We start from the raw sequence: 15,352 nt of genomic DNA, 5'->3' as shown, positions 1-15,352 counted from the left end.
GGCCTCAAAGAGCGGTCGCCAGGGCCGGCCCGGCTTCGAAATGCGGAATCGCCTCGACCAGCTTGCGCGTGTAGTCGGTCTTCGGATTATCGAACAGGGCCCGGCTCTCGCCCTGCTCCACGATGCCGCCGTTGCGCAGCACGATGGTGCGGTCGCACAGCATGCGCACCACGTTGAGGTCGTGGCTGACGAACAGCAGCGCAATGTCGTTCTCGCGCCTGAGTCGATCGAGCAGCTGCAGCACAACCGCCTGCACCGAGACGTCGAGCGCGGCGGTCGGCTCGTCCAGCACCAGGAGCCGCGGCCGGCAGGCGATGGCGCGGGCAATGCCGACGCGGGCTTTCTGACCGCCCGAGAGCTGATGCGGAAACCGCGGCAGCAGATCGAGCGGCAGTCCGACCCGCTCAGCGCATTCCTCCACCCGCTTGCGAAGCCCATCGCCGGCGCGCATGCCGTCGAGACGCATCAAGGGATGGGCAATGCAATCGAACGCCGTGAAACGCGGGTTGAGGCTCTCGTTCGGGTCCTGAAAGACCATCTGGATGTCTTTGCGCAAGAGCGAGCGGTGGAAATCGCGCGCCGCCACGTGGCCGATCGACTGCCCGTCGAACACGATGTCGCCCTCGCTCGGATCGATCAGGCGGCAGATCATGCGCGACGTCGTGCTCTTGCCTGAGCCGGATTCGCCGACCAGCCCGACGCTCTCGCCGCCGGCCATCGTCATCGAGAAGTCGGCCACCGCGGCAGAGCCCTGATCGAAGCGCTTGGCGAGCTTGCGCACCTCCAGCAGCGGCGGCGTGCCGTGCGCTCGCTCCTGCCTGGGCTTGGTGATGGCAGTGGCGTAACGCTCGCGCTCTTCCTCCGTCACGAGATCTTCGATCCGTGACGTCGCCGTTGGCGATGCCGCAACCAAGCGCCTCGTATAGGCGTGCTGCGGCGCGCCGAAGAGCGTGCTGGGGCTCGCCTCCTCGACGATGCGGCCGCGCTCCATCACGGCGATGCGGCGGCAATAGCGCGCCGCAAGGCCGAGGTCGTGCGTGATCAGGATCGTCGCCATGCCGCGCGCGGCGGCAATGTCTGCCAGGAGATCCATCACCACCTTCTGCGTGGTGACGTCGAGGCCGGTGGTCGGCTCGTCCGCGATCAACAGCGCAGGATTGCAGGAGATCGCGATCGCGATCATGACGCGCTGGCACATGCCGCCGGAGAGCTCGTGCGGATAGGCGGTCATCCGCGCCTCGGGATCGCGGATCTGGACCGCGCGCAGCAACTCCAGCGCCTCGCCGCGCGCGGCCTCTTTCGAGATACGCTTGTGGGTGAGGATCGCGTCCGCGATCTGCAGGCCGATCGCGCGGATCGGATTGAGCGCCGCCCGCGGGTTCTGGAAGATCATCGACATGGCAGCGCCCTGCAGCTGTCGCAGATCATCGCCGCGGAGCTTGGTGACGTCCTGCCCGCGAAACAGGATCTTGCCGCCGGTGACGCGGCCGGCGGCATCCAGCAGCCGCGTCGTCGCAAAGCCGGTGACCGACTTGCCCGAGCCGCTCTCGCCGACGAGGCCGAGCATTTCACCGGCCTTGACGGTGAGCGTCACGCCGCGCACGGCCTCGATCATGCCCCGCCGCGTCGAGAACGAGACGTGGAGGTCGTCGATCCTGAGCAGGTCCTCGCTCATGTGCGCATCCGGGGATCGAGAATGTCCCGCATCCCGTCGCCGAGGAGGTTGAAGCACAGCACCGCCAGCATCAGCGCAAGGCCCGGAAAGGCCACCAGCCACCAGCGTCCGGTCGAGATGAAGCGCGCCCCTTCCGCGACCATGATGCCCCATTCCGGCGTCGGCGGCTTGACGCCGAGGCCGATGAAGGACAGGCCGGCGGCATTGAGAATGGCCCAGCCCAGATTGAGCGAGATCTGCACCGCCATCGCCGGCAGGATGTTCGGCAGCAGGAAGCGCAGCACCACCGAGAAATGGCTCTCGCCGCAGGCGCGCGCGGCCTCAACCCAGCCGACATTGCGCCGGACGTTGACCTCGGCGCGCGCGAAGCGGATGTAGAAGGGAAGATTGATGATCGCGGTTGCGATCACGATGTTCTCGATCCGGTTGCCGAGAGCGGCGACCATCGCCATCGCCAGCACGAACAGCGGAAACGCCATCATGACGTCGACGAAGCGGCCGACGGCGCGATCGAGCCGTCCGCCGGCATAGCCGCAGAACGCGCCGACGACGGCCCCGATCACGAACGAGATGCCGACCGCGGAGACTGCGATGGCAAGGTCGAGCCGTGCAGCGATGATGAGACGGCTGAACACGTCGCGGCCGAGTTGGTCAGTGCCGGCGAGATGCGTGGCGCTCGGCGGCTGCAGGGCTTCCGAGACATTAGAGACCACGGGATCATAGGGCACGATCCAGGGACCAAAGATCGCAACCAGGACGAACAGCGTCACCCCGGCCGCAGCCACCGCCGTGAGCGGGTTGCCGCGCAAAATCCAGACCGAATGGCGGAGGGTTGCGGCTGTCATTCGATCGACACCCTGGGGTCGGCGATGCCGTAGCAGATGTCCACGACGAGATTGACGAGCACGAACAGGCTGGCCATCAGCAGCACGAAGCCCTGCACCGGCGCATAGTCGGACGACAGCAGCGCATCGAGCGCATAGGAGGCCACGCCCGGCCAGGAGAACACTTTCTCCACCAGCACATTGGCGCCCAGCATGGTCGAGAACACGATGCCGGCGATGGTGATGACGGGCAGGATCGCGTTGCGGAGCGCATAGGTGACGACAACCTTGCGCCAGGACAATCCGACCGAGCGCGCGGTTCGCACGAAATCGCTGCCGAGCGAGACCAGCATCGAGGCCCGCGTGATCCGCGCCAGCGGCGCGATCACGAACAGTGCCATGCTCACCGCCGGCAGGATCAACTGCCTGCAGGCCGCCCACCAGCCCTCAATATCGCCGGCGAGCAGGAAATCGATGCAAAGAAAGCCGGTGCGCTGCGGCGGCAGCGAGGTGAAGACGTCGATCCGCCCGGTCGGATCAGGGGCCAGCCCGAGCAGATAATAGAAGACGTAGATCAACAGCAGGCCCGAGACGAAGGTCGGCACGCAAACGCCGAGCGCGCAGAATAGCCGCACGCCGTGATCGATGATGGATCCCGGCCGCAGCGCCGCGATGACGCCGAGCGGCACCGCCGCGATCAGCGCGATCAACAGCGCGGTGAAGGTGAGCTCCAGCGAGGCCGGCAGCCGCTCGCGGAGGTCCTTCAGCACCGGCTGGCCGGTCATCATCGAGCGGCCGAGATTGCCGTGGCCGATGTCGGAGAGATAGAACACGAGCTGCTCCGGCACGGATTTGTCGAGCCCCATCTGCTTGCGGATCTGCTCGATCTCCTCCTTGCCGGCATTGGGCCCCGAGGCGAAGAACACCGCGGGGTCGCCGGGCAGGACGCGCATCAAAAGGAAGGTGAAGACCAGCACACCGAACAGTGCCGGCAGCGACGACAAGAGCCGCCTGCCCGCCCGCACCATCGTTGCACCAAGACCGGTCGTCACCATTCAGCGTTCCTGCTGGCCACGGATGTCACTTGCGGCTGACATCGCGATAATCTACCTGGCGATGGAACTCGTAAGTGTAGCCTTCGATCGACGGCGCCATGACCGCGTCCTGATTGGGTTGCCACAGCATGATTTGCGGCATCAGGTCGAAATGCATCGCGTTGAGCTTGCGGCCAGCTTCCTCGTACTTGGCCTTATCCGGCTCGAAGCGCGCCTCCTGCGCAATCGCCGCAAGGTCGGGGTTGTTGATCGAGCTGTAATTCCAGCGCTGACTGCCGGTGTAGAAGTTGCGGTAGAAATAGTCGGTCGACGGCAGCCATGCGACGATACCTTCGGTGAAGAACGGCAGCTTCTTCTCGTTGATCTGCGTCGACATCTGTGCGTCCGGCAGCTTCTGGATGTCGACCTTGATGCCGATCTTGCCAAGCGACTCCTTGACGAGGGCCGCCATCGGCTCGGCGGTCGAAGCCTGGCCGACATTGAAGCTGAAGGTGGTCGAGAAGCCCTCGGGAAGACCTGCGGCCTTGAGGTATTCCCTGGCCTTGTCGAGATCGAGCTTCAGCGGCTGCTGGAACGGATAGATGCCGTTCGCCGGCTTGCCGTCCGCCCAGGTCGCGCCAAACAGCGGCGCCCCCCGGCCGAATAGAGCGGCCTTGAACATGTCCTCATAGGGCAGCGCGGAAGCGATGGCGCGGCGTACATTGACGTTGTCGAAGGGCGGGATCTGGTTGTTCATCGAGACGAAGGTGACGGCGTTGTATTGCGGCGTCGAGATCACCTTGAGCTTGCCCTTGGCCTCCAGCGACTGCACGTCGCTCGCCTGCAGATCGAGCACGAGATCGGCATCGCCGCGCTCGACGAGGTTGGCGCGCGTCGCCGGCTCCGGCACCGACTGCACGATCACGCGCTTGAAGAACGCGGGCTTGTTGGCCGCGCCGCGGTTCCAGCTCTCGTCGCGCTTGATGATCACCTGCTCGCCGGGCTTGAAGCTCTCGACCGCGTAGGCGCCGCTGCCGGCGGTGTGCTCCTTCAGCCAGGCCGTGGCCCAGGGATCGTCAGCCGTCGCGTGCTCCTTTGCCACTTTCGAGTTGATGATCATCGGATAGACGGTGGCGAGATTCGGCAGCGCAAGCTTGTCGGGTTTTGGCAGCGTCACCTCGATGGTGAGGGGATCGATCACCTTGAACTGATCGGCCGACGTCAGAGATCCCGTCAGCAGCTGCGCCTTGCCGAGGATCGGCGCGGTGACGCAGCGGTCGAGCGACCACTTGACGTCCTCGGCGGTGACCGGCGAGCCGTCCTGGAATTTTGCATCCTTGCGCAGGCGGAAAGTGATCTTCAGGCCGTCCGGACTGACGTCGTAGGATTCGGCGAGCTCGCCGGTGATCGTGTCGAGGTCGAACACCCATTTGCCGTTGAGCTGCTTGCGGCCGAATGCCACCAGCCGGTCATAGGTGCTCATGCTCAGCGCGAAGGATTCGCGGGTCGAGCCGGGAATGTTGGGATCGAGCGTGTTGACGGATGCGCCGGTGACATAGCGCAGCGTCTCGGCCCGGGTTTGCGCTTGCGACGGCGCGGTGGCGATGAGCAACAGCGCAGTGGTAGCGAGCACGCAGGTCGCCGGCCTGAAAGACACAAAACGCATTGGTTTTTCCCTGAATTTCGAACGAGAACGCCAGCAAGGCAGGTTAAGAAGGAAGCAAGTTGCGCGCCAGTCTCATCGGGCGTTTTTGGGGACGCATCGCCGCGGCGGCGCATGGATGATCACAGCGATTCCCCCATTTCTCGCGCCGGCCGCGTAACCACGGCCTGCGGCACGTCATAGGCGCTGAGCGAAGCCCAGTGCCGTTCGAGATCGGCGCGGAACAGGCCGCGCGTCAGGCCGTGGACCAGCTTTGGAACGGCGGTCGTCATCGCGTTGATCGACGATCCTGACGGACCGAAGCTCATGGTGGAGGCGATGGCGAAGAGATGGACGTCGGAGATCCAGGGCGTCTCGCCTGGCACGCGCTCGGTGAAGGAATAGTCGTCGGCGAGATAGGGAAAGCGGCCGAGCCGTTCGTTGCGCTCGTTTTCCGGCGGATGATAGCGGTCGGCCCAGGTGGCGATGTTGCCGGCGAATTTGGCGAGCTCGCCGCGCCCGGCAAAGTTCATGTCGATGCCGGTGCCGCAGATGACGAAGTCTGCCATGACGTGGCCGCGCGGCGTCTGCAATTCGACGCCTCTGTCGGTCTCGCGCGCGGCCTCGAGCGGCGCGCCCTCGTGCAATGTGAAATTGGCGTGACGCGCGCAGCGGTCATAGGTCGGTTGCGGAAATCCCTCGCGCATTTCGAGGATCTTGCGCATGAAGCGCCAGCGCCAGGCATCGTCGAGATCGCTGAGATGACGCAGGAAGCCGCGAAAGGTCAGCCAACGATAGGGCTGGATGACCTGGATCTGCGCACGGCGGCACAGCAGGTGCACCTCGGCGGCTCCGGCTTCCAGAGCCGTCGCCGCATTGTCGAAGGCGGAGGCGCCGGCACCGATGACGGCGACGCGCTTGCCGCGCAGGCTTTCGAAATCGATATCGTCGGCGACGGTCGCAATAGAGCTCGCCGGCAGATGCGCCAGCTGCTGGGGGATCATCCAATCGCCCATGCCCTCCTGCCCCGTCGCGAGCACGATCTTGCGGGCATAGAGCGTTTCGACCTCTCCTGCCCGTTTCACGCGCGCAGCGAGAAGGCCGTCAGCCGCCGGCCCGATCTCCAGCAGTTCACAAGCATTGTGCACCGGCAAGCCGACCGTACGCCGGAGCCAGAGCAGATATTCCGCCCAATGCTCGCGCGTGATCAGGCCGAGCTCCTGCCAGCTCGCCTTGCCGAATCGGGCCTCATGCCAGGATTGGTAAGTCAGGCTGGGGATGTCGAGATCGGGCCCGGTGTAGTCCTTCGGGCTGCGCAACGTCGGCATCCGGGCATAGGTGAGCCACGGGCCCTCCTTGCCCTCCTCGGCCTTGTCGATCAGCAGAATGTTGCTGACGCGCGAGCGCAGCAGGCCGAAGCTGATGGCGATGCCGGACTGACCGGCGCCGATGATGAGGACATCCAGCGCCGGTTTGCCGTCGGGTCCCGTTTTCGGTTCGAGCCAGGCAGCGCCGGGATGCGCGATCCTGGCGAGATCGGCGCGAATATCGGCTTCGAGCTGGGTGAGCGCCTCACTCATGCCGCGAGCCAGCCTCCGTCGACCACCATCACGGTGCCGGTCGTGAACGAAGAGGCGTCGCTGGCGAGATGCAGCGCGGTCTGCGCGATCTCCTCGGCCTGGCCGAACCGCTTCATGGCGTGGCGGTTGCGCGAGGTGTCGCGCACTTCGTCCGGATTGGCGTGGCGGGCAAAGCTGCGGCGAAGCATCGGCGTGTCGATCGCACCGGGCGCGATCGCGTTGACACGGATGCCGTCGGTGGCGAAGTCCAACGCCATGGTCCGAGTCAGGCTGATGATCGCGCCCTTGGCCGCGATATAGGCGCTGTTGCCCTTGCCGCCGGCAATGGCGAGCTGCGAGGCCAGCGTGATGATCGAGCCGCTGTTCTGCCGCTGCATCTGCGGCACCGCGGCCCGCGCCCACAGCCAGGTGCCGCCGACATTGGCGCGGAACACCGCATCCCAGTCATCCAGGCTCGTCGTCAGCACCGTGCCGCCACAGGAGAAACCGGCAGCGGTCATCAGGATGTCGAGCCGGCCATGCCGGGCCACGACGTCGCCGACGACCGTCTCGGCGAATGCGGCATCGCCGACGTCGCCGACATGCATCGTTGCCTCGCTCACCAGCCTCAGCGTGTCCTCGAGGCCAGCGGCATCACGATCGACCAGGGCAAGGCGCGCGCCCTCCTCCGCGAACAGTTTTGCGCTGGCGCGGCCGATGCCCGAGCCCGCGCCGGTGATGATGGCGGTGCGCCCATTCAGCCGCATCTCAGATCCACTCCTTGTGCTGCTTCAGCCAGGCGCTCATCGCGGCAGCGGACGCGGCGCAGCCGAACCGCGCGTGCCAACCGAATTCGTCGGCCATTCGCGTCACCGACAGTGGCGCGCGATAGGGCCCGTGCAGCTTGATGGCCGTCTTCTCTCCGGGCGCCGCCAGCCGGCACTCCAGGCCGGGATGCAACGCTGCGAACGCCTCGCCCCATTGCAATGCGGGCCACGCCCCGCCGTTCGAAATGTTGTACAGCCGGTGACGAGGGCGCTCGGCTTCGACCAGAATCGCGACAGCTTCGGCAGCGTCCGGCGCGTAAGTCCAGTCTCGTAGACCCGGCTCCGGCATGATGGCCGGCTCGCCGCGAGCGAATGCGGCCAATATCTGATATTGGAGGCTCGGCGTATCGCGCACGGAACCGGGGCGCTCCCACGGCCCGAAGACCGCAGTCAACCGCACACTCAGGAAATCACCGCCAAAAAGTTCGGCGTGCCGTGCCACCGATCGTTCCGAGGTGAACTTGCTGATGGCGTAGAACGAGACGGGATCGCAGGGCGTTTCCTCGTCCAGAATGTCGACCCGCGCACCCGCGGCGCCGTAGGCCGAGGCCGACGACAGATTGACGACGCGGCGAACGCCATGGCGGATCGCGGCTTGCAGGATCGGGATCTGGGCCATGACGTTGATCTCGAGAACGCGCGCGGTCGATGCCTTTTCGAGGTCATCCCCAGCGGTCACCGCGGCGCCCAGCACGATCGCATCGCAGCCCTTTGCGATAAGGGCATTGATGGTGTCTGCGTCGGTGACATCGCCCTGCACCGCTTTGAGCCGTGCGCCGTAGTCGGCAAGAGATCGCTGCGCGGATGGCGGCAACGGTGCACGATCATACAGCGTCACCTCGTGCCCGCGCGCAAGCAGCACCTCGGCCAGATTGAGGCCGACGAAGCCGGTACCGCCGAAGATGACGACCTTCATCGCGCGCGATCCACCATCACAGCAGCGTGGCTCCAAAATTCCGCTCCGGATCCATCTCGGCAACAAGCCGGCCGGTCGGCCTGGCCGCCTCGCCGCCGCTGCGCGCCAGGAATTTGCCGCTCCCGGCGCCCGCAAGACACTTGTTGCCTTCGATGATCACGCGGCCGCGCGAGAGCACCGAGACCGGCCAGCCCTTCAGCCTGCGGCCCGCGAACGGGGTGTAGCCGGCGAGATCGTGCATCATCTCGTCGGCGATCACGGTCTCGCGGTTGGGATCCCAGATCGCGATATCGGCGTCGGCGCCGACGGCGATCGAGCCCTTGCGCGGATGCAGGTTGTAGATCTTGGCCGGCGCCGTCGCGGTCAGCTCGACGAATTTTTCCAGGCCGAGCCGTCCCTTCGAGACCATCGCGTCGAACAACAGCGGCAGCCGCAGCTCCAGGCCCGGCAGGCCGTTGGCGACCTGCTTGAAGTTGGGATTGGGGCCGGCGCGCAACTTGCCGGTCTCGTCATAGCGATACGGCGCGTGGTCCGACGAGATGGTCTGGAGATCGCCGAGCGAGAGCGCCTGCCACAGCGCCTCCTGGTCGGCATGCGTGCGCGGCGGCGGGCTGCACATCCACTTCGCACCCTCGGCGCCCGGCTTGTCGAGATCAGCAGCGGTCAGGAACAAGTATTGCGGGCAGGTCTCGGCGAAGACCTTGAGCCCCTGCCCGCGCGAGTCGCGGATCACCTTGGCGCCCTCGGCTGTCGAGACATGGAAGATCATGATCGGCTGGTCGATCAGCGCCGCCATGCCGATCAGCCGGGTGAAGGCTTCCGCCTCAGAGACGCGGGCGTGGCTGACGGCGTGGTATTTCGGCATCGTGTAGCCGCGTGACAGCAGCCGCTTCACCATCCAGGCGATGATGCCGTGGTTCTCGGCGTGGGCACACAGCATCGCACCCGACTGACGCGCAGCGAGCAGGATGTCGAGCAGCGGCTCGTCGTCGACCTTGAGGCGATCGTAGGTCATGAAGATCTTGATCGAGGCATGGCCCTGCTTCACCAGCGCGGGAATGTGCTCCTCGACCGTCTCCTTGGTCGCGTCCGCAATGATCATGTGAAAAGCGTAATCGATCACCGCGCCCTTCTTCGCCAGGGCGTGATAATCCTCGACGACCTGCGGCAGCTTCATGCCGACATGTTGAGCCGCGAACGGAATCACCGTGGTGGTGCCGCCGAAGGCGGCGGAGACGGTGGCGCTCTCGAACGTATCGGCGTTCATGATGCCGGCGGCCGACAGCTGCTCGATATGGGCGTGACTGTCGACGCCGCCGGGCAGCACCAGCTTGCCGCGTGCGTCGATCTCGCGCTTTGCCGGCGGAAGCCCGCGGCCGATCGCCGCGATGGTCTCGCCGGAGATGGCGACGTCGGCCTCGAAGACGTCGGTCGTGGTGGCGACACGGCCGCCGCGGATGATCAGGTCGTAAGCGGGTTCAGTCATGAGGCACTCCGTGATAGGCTCAAGGCACGTTCGCTAAATTTCGCAGGAAGATCATCATGTCCCGGCCGCGCATTCTCGTCATCAACCCGAACTCCAACCACAAGGTCACGCAGGGGCTGGAGGATGCGTTGAAGCCGCTCGATTTCGAAGGCGGACCCGAAGTGGTCTGCCAGACGCTGGCCGAGGGTCCGTTCGGCATCGAAAGCCAGGCGGACGCCGATAGCGTTGCGATTCCTTTGCGAAAGCTGGTCGAAACCGACAACAGCTCGGCCGCTTTCGTCATCGCCTGCTACAGCGATCCCGGGCTCCAGGTCTGCCGTGAAGGCACCGACCGGCCGGTGTTCGGCATTGCCGAGTGCGGCGTGCTGACGGCGCTGTCCCGCGCGGAGACCTTCGGCGTCATCGCGATCGCGCAGCGCTCGATCCCGCGGCACATGCGCTATCTCAGGCAGATGGGCCTGACCGACCGCTTTTCCGGCGAGCGGCCGCTGAACATGAGCGTCGCCGAAACCGCCTCCGGTGAAGGCACGCTCGCCAAGATGATCGAGGTCGGCCGCGCGCTGCGCGACGAGGACGGCGCCCGCGCCATCGTGATGGGCTGCGCCGGCATGGCGCGCCACCGCCGTGCGCTCGAAGACGCGCTGCGCATTCCCGTGATCGACCCGACACAGGCGGCCGTCACCATGGCGCTGGGTACGGTGCGGTTCTCGGCCCACTAGGCGTCCTTCAGCTCTTTGGTTTCCTGGCGCGCGAGCCATTGCGCATGGCTCTCGCGGACCAGGGCAAACGTGTCCCGCTGGGTGGTGTAGAGGTTGCCGAACATGCGGCCGATCGGCCGATAGGCGTCGAGATCGACATACATGTTGGCGGTATCGACGAGGCCCTCGCGGGCGTGAACCCGCACGACCTCGCCGACCAGCAGCTCGCGATCGGGCGAGAAGGTCAGCACGACATGGCGCCGGCATTCCAGCGCGAACGGCGCCGCAGCGAGGCGCGGCACCTTCACGTCCACGGAGGGAAGCGTCGCCAGGCCCGTCGCGGCGACCTCGCTGTCGCCTGAGGGGAAATCAACCGCGCAGTCGTTCATCGCGACCGACAGCGCCTCGTCCACCATATGCACGACGAATTCGCCGTCGCGATGGATGTTGCGGGTAGTGTCCTTCGGCGAGTGATCCGGCTTGTGCTGGAGCCCGAGCACGATCAAGGCCGGGCTTTCGGAGAACACGTTGAAGAAGCTGAACGGCGCGGCATTCACCGCGCCGTTCTCGTCCAGCGTGGTCACCAGCGCGATCGGCCGCGGCACCACCACGCCGCAAAGCAGCTTGTAGCGATCGCGCGGATCGAGCTCACGCAAGGAGATGCCCTTGTCAGCCATCGGCGTCATTTCTCCGGCGGCGGCACGGCGCCGGTCTGGCTGGTGATCAGGCCGTAATGCTCGATGCGGCGATGCCGGGAGAAATCGAAGATCGTGGTCTTGCCGAAGGCCGTGGCATCGAGGTCGCAGGCATGGACCAGAAGCTCGTCGTCATCCGTCTTGGCCTCGGCCACGATCTCGCCATTGGGATCGACGATCAGGCTGCCGCCGAACAGCGGGTGACCATCCTCATTGCCGGCCTTGGCGACCGCGACCACCCAGGTCGCGTTCTGATAGGCGCCGGCCTGCACGGAGAGGCGGTTGTGGAACAGGCGCTTCTCGACGCCTTCCTCGCTCTTCTCGGCATTCACGGACGGCGTGTTGTAGCCGATCAGCACCATCTCGACGCCCTGCAGCCCCATGACGCGATAGGTCTCGGGCCAGCGGCGATCATTGCAGATCGCCATGCCGATGATGCCGCCAAGCTCGCGCCAGACCTTGAAGCCGAGATCGCCCGGCTCGAAATAGCGTTTCTCCAGATGCTGATGCGAGCGCTTGGTGTCGTATTCCACATGGCCCGGCAGATGCACCTTGCGGTATTTGCCGACGATCTTGCCGGATTTATCCGTCAGGATCGCGGTGTTGAAATGATGACCGTCTGGCGTCAGCTCGGCATAGCCAAAATTCATCGCCATCTGGTGCTGCGCCGCGCGCTCGAACAACGGCCTGGTTGCCGCGTTCGGCATCTCGCGCTCGAACCAGATGTCGAACTCGGCGCGGTCCTCGACGTACCAGCGCGGGAAGAACGTCGTCAGCGCCAGCTCGGGATAGACGATCAGGTCGGCGCCCTTCGCTTTCGCCTCGTCCATCAGCGCGATCATGCGCTTGACCACAACCTCGCGGCTGTCGGCTTTCTGGATCGGGCCCATCTGGGCGGCGGCGACATTGACGATGCGCATCAGCGAGTTCCTGGTGATGTCTGGGGGGAAGGGTCGGCTTGTAGGATCTTCCGCCGCGCCAAGCATAACGCGGCTCCGTGCCGATATTCCAGCCAAGCAGCTTTCATGCCGTCCGCCCCCATTCGGCATCCTGCAACAGCCGCCAGTTGATCTTGTTGCTGGCGGTGCGCGGCAGGGATTCGACGAAGATGACGGCGCGCGGCGCCTTGTAGCTCGCCATCGCGCCGCGTGCCCAGCCGACGATGTCGCCCTCCGACGTGGTCGCGCGCGCGGCGTCATCGAGCACCACCAGCGCCTTGACGGTCTCACCGCGATAGCCGTCCGGCGCTGAGATGATGCAGCATTCCCGGATGGCGCGGTTCTGGTACATCGCCGCCTCGACCTCGGCTGGCCACACCTTGAAGCCGCTGACATTGATCATCCGCTTCAGGCGGTCGACGGCGAAGAAATAACCGTCGGCATCGCGGTAGCCGAGATCGCCCGTGCGCAGGAACCGCTTGCCGTCGCGTTCGATGAAGGCCTCAGTATCCGCCTGCGGCCTGTTCCAGTAACCCTGCAGCAGCTGCGGTCCGTGCACGATGATCTCGCCGACCACGTTGTCATCGAGCTCGATCAGGCGTTCGGGATCGATCACCCTGGCGTCGGTCTCGTGCACGGCGATGCCGAGGCACTGCCGCTTCGGTGCGGCCATCGGATTGAGGTGCGTCGGAGACATCGTCTCGGTCATGCCGTAGCCCTCGACGAAATCCAGGCCGAACCGCCCCTTGAGCCGTTCAGCGACCGCGGTCGGCATCGCCGCGCCGCCGCCAGTCAGCACCTTGAGCTTGGCAAGGCATTTGTCGCGGAAGCTGGCGCTGGCGAGCACATCCACGATCATGGTCGGGGCGGCGTTCCAGAACGTGACGCCATAGGTCTCGAACAAATCCGGCAGCAGATCCTTGTCCCAGCGCGCCATCAGCAGCAACGTGGCGCCGGCGACAATGGCGGCATTCATCGAGCCCTGCATGCCCGCGACATGGAACAGCGGCATGAAGCCGGTCATCACGTCACCGCCATCGAGCCCATACCAGCGCGCTTGCAACACGGCGGTGAACAGCGCGCTGCGATTTGTATGCATGCACGCCTTGGGCTTGCCTGTCGTGCCCGACGTGTAGGGCAGGATCATGAGATCGTCCGGCCCCGCCTCCATCGCAACCGGCTGCAGGCCTTGCGCGATCGCGAGCGACCACGAATGCCAACCCGGCGACGACGGCACCTCCGACGGCGCGTCGGTCACGCAGAGCGGCAGCGTGTAGGGCGTCGCGGCTGGAACCTCGTCGCGATATTGCGCGACGATTGCATGCGTGATGGCCTCGCCGATCAGCGGCGCAAACACATCGCTCAGCTCGCTGCCGATGATCGCAACTCTGGCGCCGCTGTCCGCAGCGAGATACGCGATCTCGGCGGTCTTGTTCATGGGATTGACCGGCACGATCACGGCGTCCGCCCGCATCGTCGCGTAATAGGCGACGATATATTGCGGCGAATTCTGCAGCGCGATCATGACGCGGTCGCCGCGCTTGATGCCGCAAACGCTTTGCAGGAAGCCGGCCATGGCATCGACCCGGTCGCGCAGCTCGGCGTAGCTCAGGCTCGCGCCGTAGAACACCGTCGCCGGATGCGATGGTCGTTCACGTTCAGCACGCGCCAGCGCGTCGTAGAGCGTCCCCTCCGGCATCGCGAGATGCCAGGGCTCGTCCGCCGGCCAGGCCGGTGACCTCAGGGACGTTGTGTGGCTCACCCGTGCTCCTCGTCAGCGACATCGAGACCGTGGTCGAGCGCGTCCAGAAGCTGGTTAGCCTCGCGCTCGGAGATGATCAGAGGCGGTGCCAGGAACAGCGAGGTCTGCTCGCCGCTGGTGCCGATGACAGCGCCGGCCTCCAGCGCGCGCTCCGCGACGCGCGAGGCGATCGGCACCTCCGTGGTGTCGGCATGCCAGGTGCGCCAATCCGGACCGTAGAGCTCCACCGTCCAGTGCAGTCCCTGCCCGGCCACACGCTGCACGCTCGGGTGCTTTTGCGCGATCGCGAGCAGGCGGCGGGTGAACAGCTTTTCGAGACTCGCGACGTGCTCCAGAATCTTCCCGTCGGAGACGACCTTCAGATAGGCGCTGACGGCGGCCATGCTGATCGGATGGCCGCGCAGCGTGCCGTAGTTCTGCCAGCTCGTGCCCTTGAGCCGCTCGACGATGTCCTTGGACACCACGACCGCAGCCACCGCCGCCGCACCACCACCGAGCGACTTTCCGAGCGTCACGATGTCGGGGCGGCTCTGCGCGCCCTGGAAGGCGAACCACCGTCCCGCGCGACCGGCGCCGGTGACGACCTCGTCCGCAATCCAGTACGAGCCCGCCTGCCGCGCACAGCGCGCCACCTCGTCCTGATAGGCGCCGTCGTAATAGATGCCGCCTTGCGTGTAGTCGATGATCGTTGCCGCCGTGTCCGAGAGCAGGCGCGGGGCATCGGCGAGATATTCGCTCGGCGGCGTATTGGTGGCCGGCGCGCCATAGATCGCACCATCCGGCGCCGGCAGGATCCGCACCGGTGCCATCGGCGCCGGCAGTTTTGAGCCGCCTGCGTGCACTGCAAGTCCGCCGTGCCATTGCGGCTGCACGGTCATGCTGCGCGATAGCCCGGTGATGCCGTGATAGGCGCGCTCGCGCGTTGCCAGCGCCGAGCGCTGCGTCAGCGCCTGGCACAGCGACAGTGCCATGTCGTTGGCCTCGCTGCCGCTGATGCAGAAGCGCACCGCGCCGACCCAATCCTCTTCGCCCTTGAAGGCGGTGGCCATCAGATCGTCGGCGGCCTGCTCGCGGCCAACCCAGGTCCAGCCCTCGTTGACGACGGGCGTATCCGCCGCGCGACGGATCGCCTCCACCATAGCGGGATGGCGATGGCCGAGACCGCCGCCGGTGTTGCTGCCGTCGATCAGCTTGCGGCCGTCCGCAAGGTGAAAATAGACACCCTCGCCACCGACCACGGCCATCGGCGCGGCTTCGCCCGCATTCAGCCCGGTTCGCAACAATCTGCTCATCGCC

Annotated in this window: 13 protein-coding genes; 1 reads left to right on the top strand and 12 read right to left on the bottom strand. The window is 65.8% G+C overall.

What is annotated here, in order from left to right:
* Nucleotides 1-4: 4 nt before the first annotated feature.
* The 8 genes from nikE to hydA form a co-directional block, all read right to left on the bottom strand.
* Entirely contained in the window at nucleotides 5-1,675 is a 1,671-nt protein-coding gene (nikE, locus tag XI05_RS38280) for a nickel ABC transporter ATP-binding protein NikE (RefSeq protein WP_271511503.1), read from the bottom strand.
* On the bottom strand, nucleotides 1,672-2,520 hold the full coding sequence (locus XI05_RS38275) for an ABC transporter permease (RefSeq protein ID WP_271511500.1): 849 nt from the start codon (nucleotides 2,518-2,520) through the stop codon (nucleotides 1,672-1,674). Before XI05_RS38275 ends, nikE begins: the two co-directional genes overlap by 4 nt.
* On the bottom strand, nucleotides 2,517-3,551 hold the full coding sequence (locus XI05_RS38270; RefSeq protein ID WP_271511961.1) for an ABC transporter permease: 1,035 nt from the start codon (nucleotides 3,549-3,551) through the stop codon (nucleotides 2,517-2,519). The genes XI05_RS38275 and XI05_RS38270 overlap by 4 nt, the downstream gene beginning before the upstream one ends.
* A 28-nt stretch (nucleotides 3,552-3,579) precedes the next feature.
* A complete protein-coding gene (locus XI05_RS38265) occupies nucleotides 3,580-5,199 on the bottom strand; it encodes an ABC transporter substrate-binding protein (protein WP_271511498.1) in 1,620 nt (539 codons plus the stop codon).
* Between the two features lie 119 nt (nucleotides 5,200-5,318).
* Nucleotides 5,319-6,755, bottom strand: a complete 1,437-nt coding sequence (locus tag XI05_RS38260) for an NAD(P)-binding domain-containing protein (RefSeq protein ID WP_271511497.1) — start codon at nucleotides 6,753-6,755, stop codon at nucleotides 5,319-5,321.
* Nucleotides 6,752-7,501, bottom strand: coding sequence for an SDR family oxidoreductase (locus tag XI05_RS38255; protein WP_271511495.1), 750 nt, complete (start codon nucleotides 7,499-7,501; stop codon nucleotides 6,752-6,754). Before XI05_RS38255 ends, XI05_RS38260 begins: the two co-directional genes overlap by 4 nt.
* Before the next feature lies 1 nt (nucleotide 7,502).
* Nucleotides 7,503-8,477, bottom strand: coding sequence for an NAD-dependent epimerase/dehydratase family protein (locus tag XI05_RS38250; RefSeq protein ID WP_271511492.1), 975 nt, complete (start codon nucleotides 8,475-8,477; stop codon nucleotides 7,503-7,505).
* A gap of 16 nt (nucleotides 8,478-8,493) precedes the next feature.
* Nucleotides 8,494-9,963, bottom strand: a complete 1,470-nt coding sequence (hydA, locus tag XI05_RS38245; protein WP_271511490.1) for a dihydropyrimidinase — start codon at nucleotides 9,961-9,963, stop codon at nucleotides 8,494-8,496.
* A gap of 56 nt (nucleotides 9,964-10,019) precedes the next feature.
* Here hydA and XI05_RS38240 point away from each other — a divergent pair, with 56 nt between their 5' ends.
* Nucleotides 10,020-10,682 (top strand): aspartate/glutamate racemase family protein, encoded by a 663-nt coding sequence (locus XI05_RS38240; RefSeq protein ID WP_271511487.1) that lies wholly within the window; start codon nucleotides 10,020-10,022, stop codon nucleotides 10,680-10,682.
* Here the strand turns inward: XI05_RS38240 and XI05_RS38235 are convergent.
* The 4 genes from XI05_RS38235 to XI05_RS38220 form a co-directional block, all read right to left on the bottom strand.
* Nucleotides 10,679-11,347: a flavin reductase family protein gene (locus XI05_RS38235; protein WP_271511482.1), complete on the bottom strand. Its 669-nt coding sequence runs from the start codon at nucleotides 11,345-11,347 to the stop codon at nucleotides 10,679-10,681. The two genes, XI05_RS38240 and XI05_RS38235, sit on opposite strands and share 4 nt — an antisense overlap.
* Nucleotides 11,344-12,276 carry an N-carbamoyl-D-amino-acid hydrolase gene (locus tag XI05_RS38230; RefSeq protein ID WP_271511471.1) on the bottom strand — a complete coding sequence of 311 codons (933 nt, stop codon included), beginning with the start codon at nucleotides 12,274-12,276 and terminating at the stop codon, nucleotides 11,344-11,346. The genes XI05_RS38235 and XI05_RS38230 overlap by 4 nt, the downstream gene beginning before the upstream one ends.
* A gap of 103 nt (nucleotides 12,277-12,379) precedes the next feature.
* Complete coding sequence (locus XI05_RS38225; protein WP_271511468.1) at nucleotides 12,380-14,056, bottom strand: long-chain-fatty-acid--CoA ligase; 1,677 nt, start codon at nucleotides 14,054-14,056, stop codon at nucleotides 12,380-12,382.
* A complete protein-coding gene (locus XI05_RS38220) occupies nucleotides 14,053-15,348 on the bottom strand; it encodes an aminotransferase class III-fold pyridoxal phosphate-dependent enzyme (protein ID WP_271511466.1) in 1,296 nt (431 codons plus the stop codon). Before XI05_RS38220 ends, XI05_RS38225 begins: the two co-directional genes overlap by 4 nt.
* Nucleotides 15,349-15,352: the final 4 nt, after the last annotated feature.

It is taken from the genome of Bradyrhizobium sp. CCBAU 11357 (assembly GCF_028128865.1).
Lineage (GTDB): Bacteria > Pseudomonadota > Alphaproteobacteria > Rhizobiales > Xanthobacteraceae > Bradyrhizobium.
This window is presented reverse-complemented; position numbering and strand designations above follow the sequence as displayed.

Bases quoted from the DNA above. Each gene is read 5' to 3' on its own strand.
- nikE (WP_271511503.1), bottom strand. From the start codon at position 1,675: ATGAGCGAGGACCTGCTCAGGATCGACGACCTCCACGTCTCGTTCTCG.
- XI05_RS38275 (WP_271511500.1), bottom strand. From the start codon at position 2,520: ATGACAGCCGCAACCCTCCGCCATTCGGTCTGGATTTTGCGCGGCAAC.
- XI05_RS38265 (WP_271511498.1), bottom strand. From the start codon at position 5,199: ATGCGTTTTGTGTCTTTCAGGCCGGCGACCTGCGTGCTCGCTACCACT.
- XI05_RS38260 (WP_271511497.1), bottom strand. From the start codon at position 6,755: ATGAGTGAGGCGCTCACCCAGCTCGAAGCCGATATTCGCGCCGATCTC.
- XI05_RS38255 (WP_271511495.1), bottom strand. From the start codon at position 7,501: ATGCGGCTGAATGGGCGCACCGCCATCATCACCGGCGCGGGCTCGGGC.
- XI05_RS38250 (WP_271511492.1), bottom strand. From the start codon at position 8,477: ATGAAGGTCGTCATCTTCGGCGGTACCGGCTTCGTCGGCCTCAATCTG.
- hydA (WP_271511490.1), bottom strand. From the start codon at position 9,963: ATGACTGAACCCGCTTACGACCTGATCATCCGCGGCGGCCGTGTCGCC.
- XI05_RS38240 (WP_271511487.1), top strand. From the start codon at position 10,020: ATGTCCCGGCCGCGCATTCTCGTCATCAACCCGAACTCCAACCACAAG.
- XI05_RS38235 (WP_271511482.1), bottom strand. From the start codon at position 11,347: ATGACGCCGATGGCTGACAAGGGCATCTCCTTGCGTGAGCTCGATCCG.
- XI05_RS38230 (WP_271511471.1), bottom strand. From the start codon at position 12,276: ATGCGCATCGTCAATGTCGCCGCCGCCCAGATGGGCCCGATCCAGAAA.
- XI05_RS38220 (WP_271511466.1), bottom strand. From the start codon at position 15,348: ATGAGCAGATTGTTGCGAACCGGGCTGAATGCGGGCGAAGCCGCGCCG.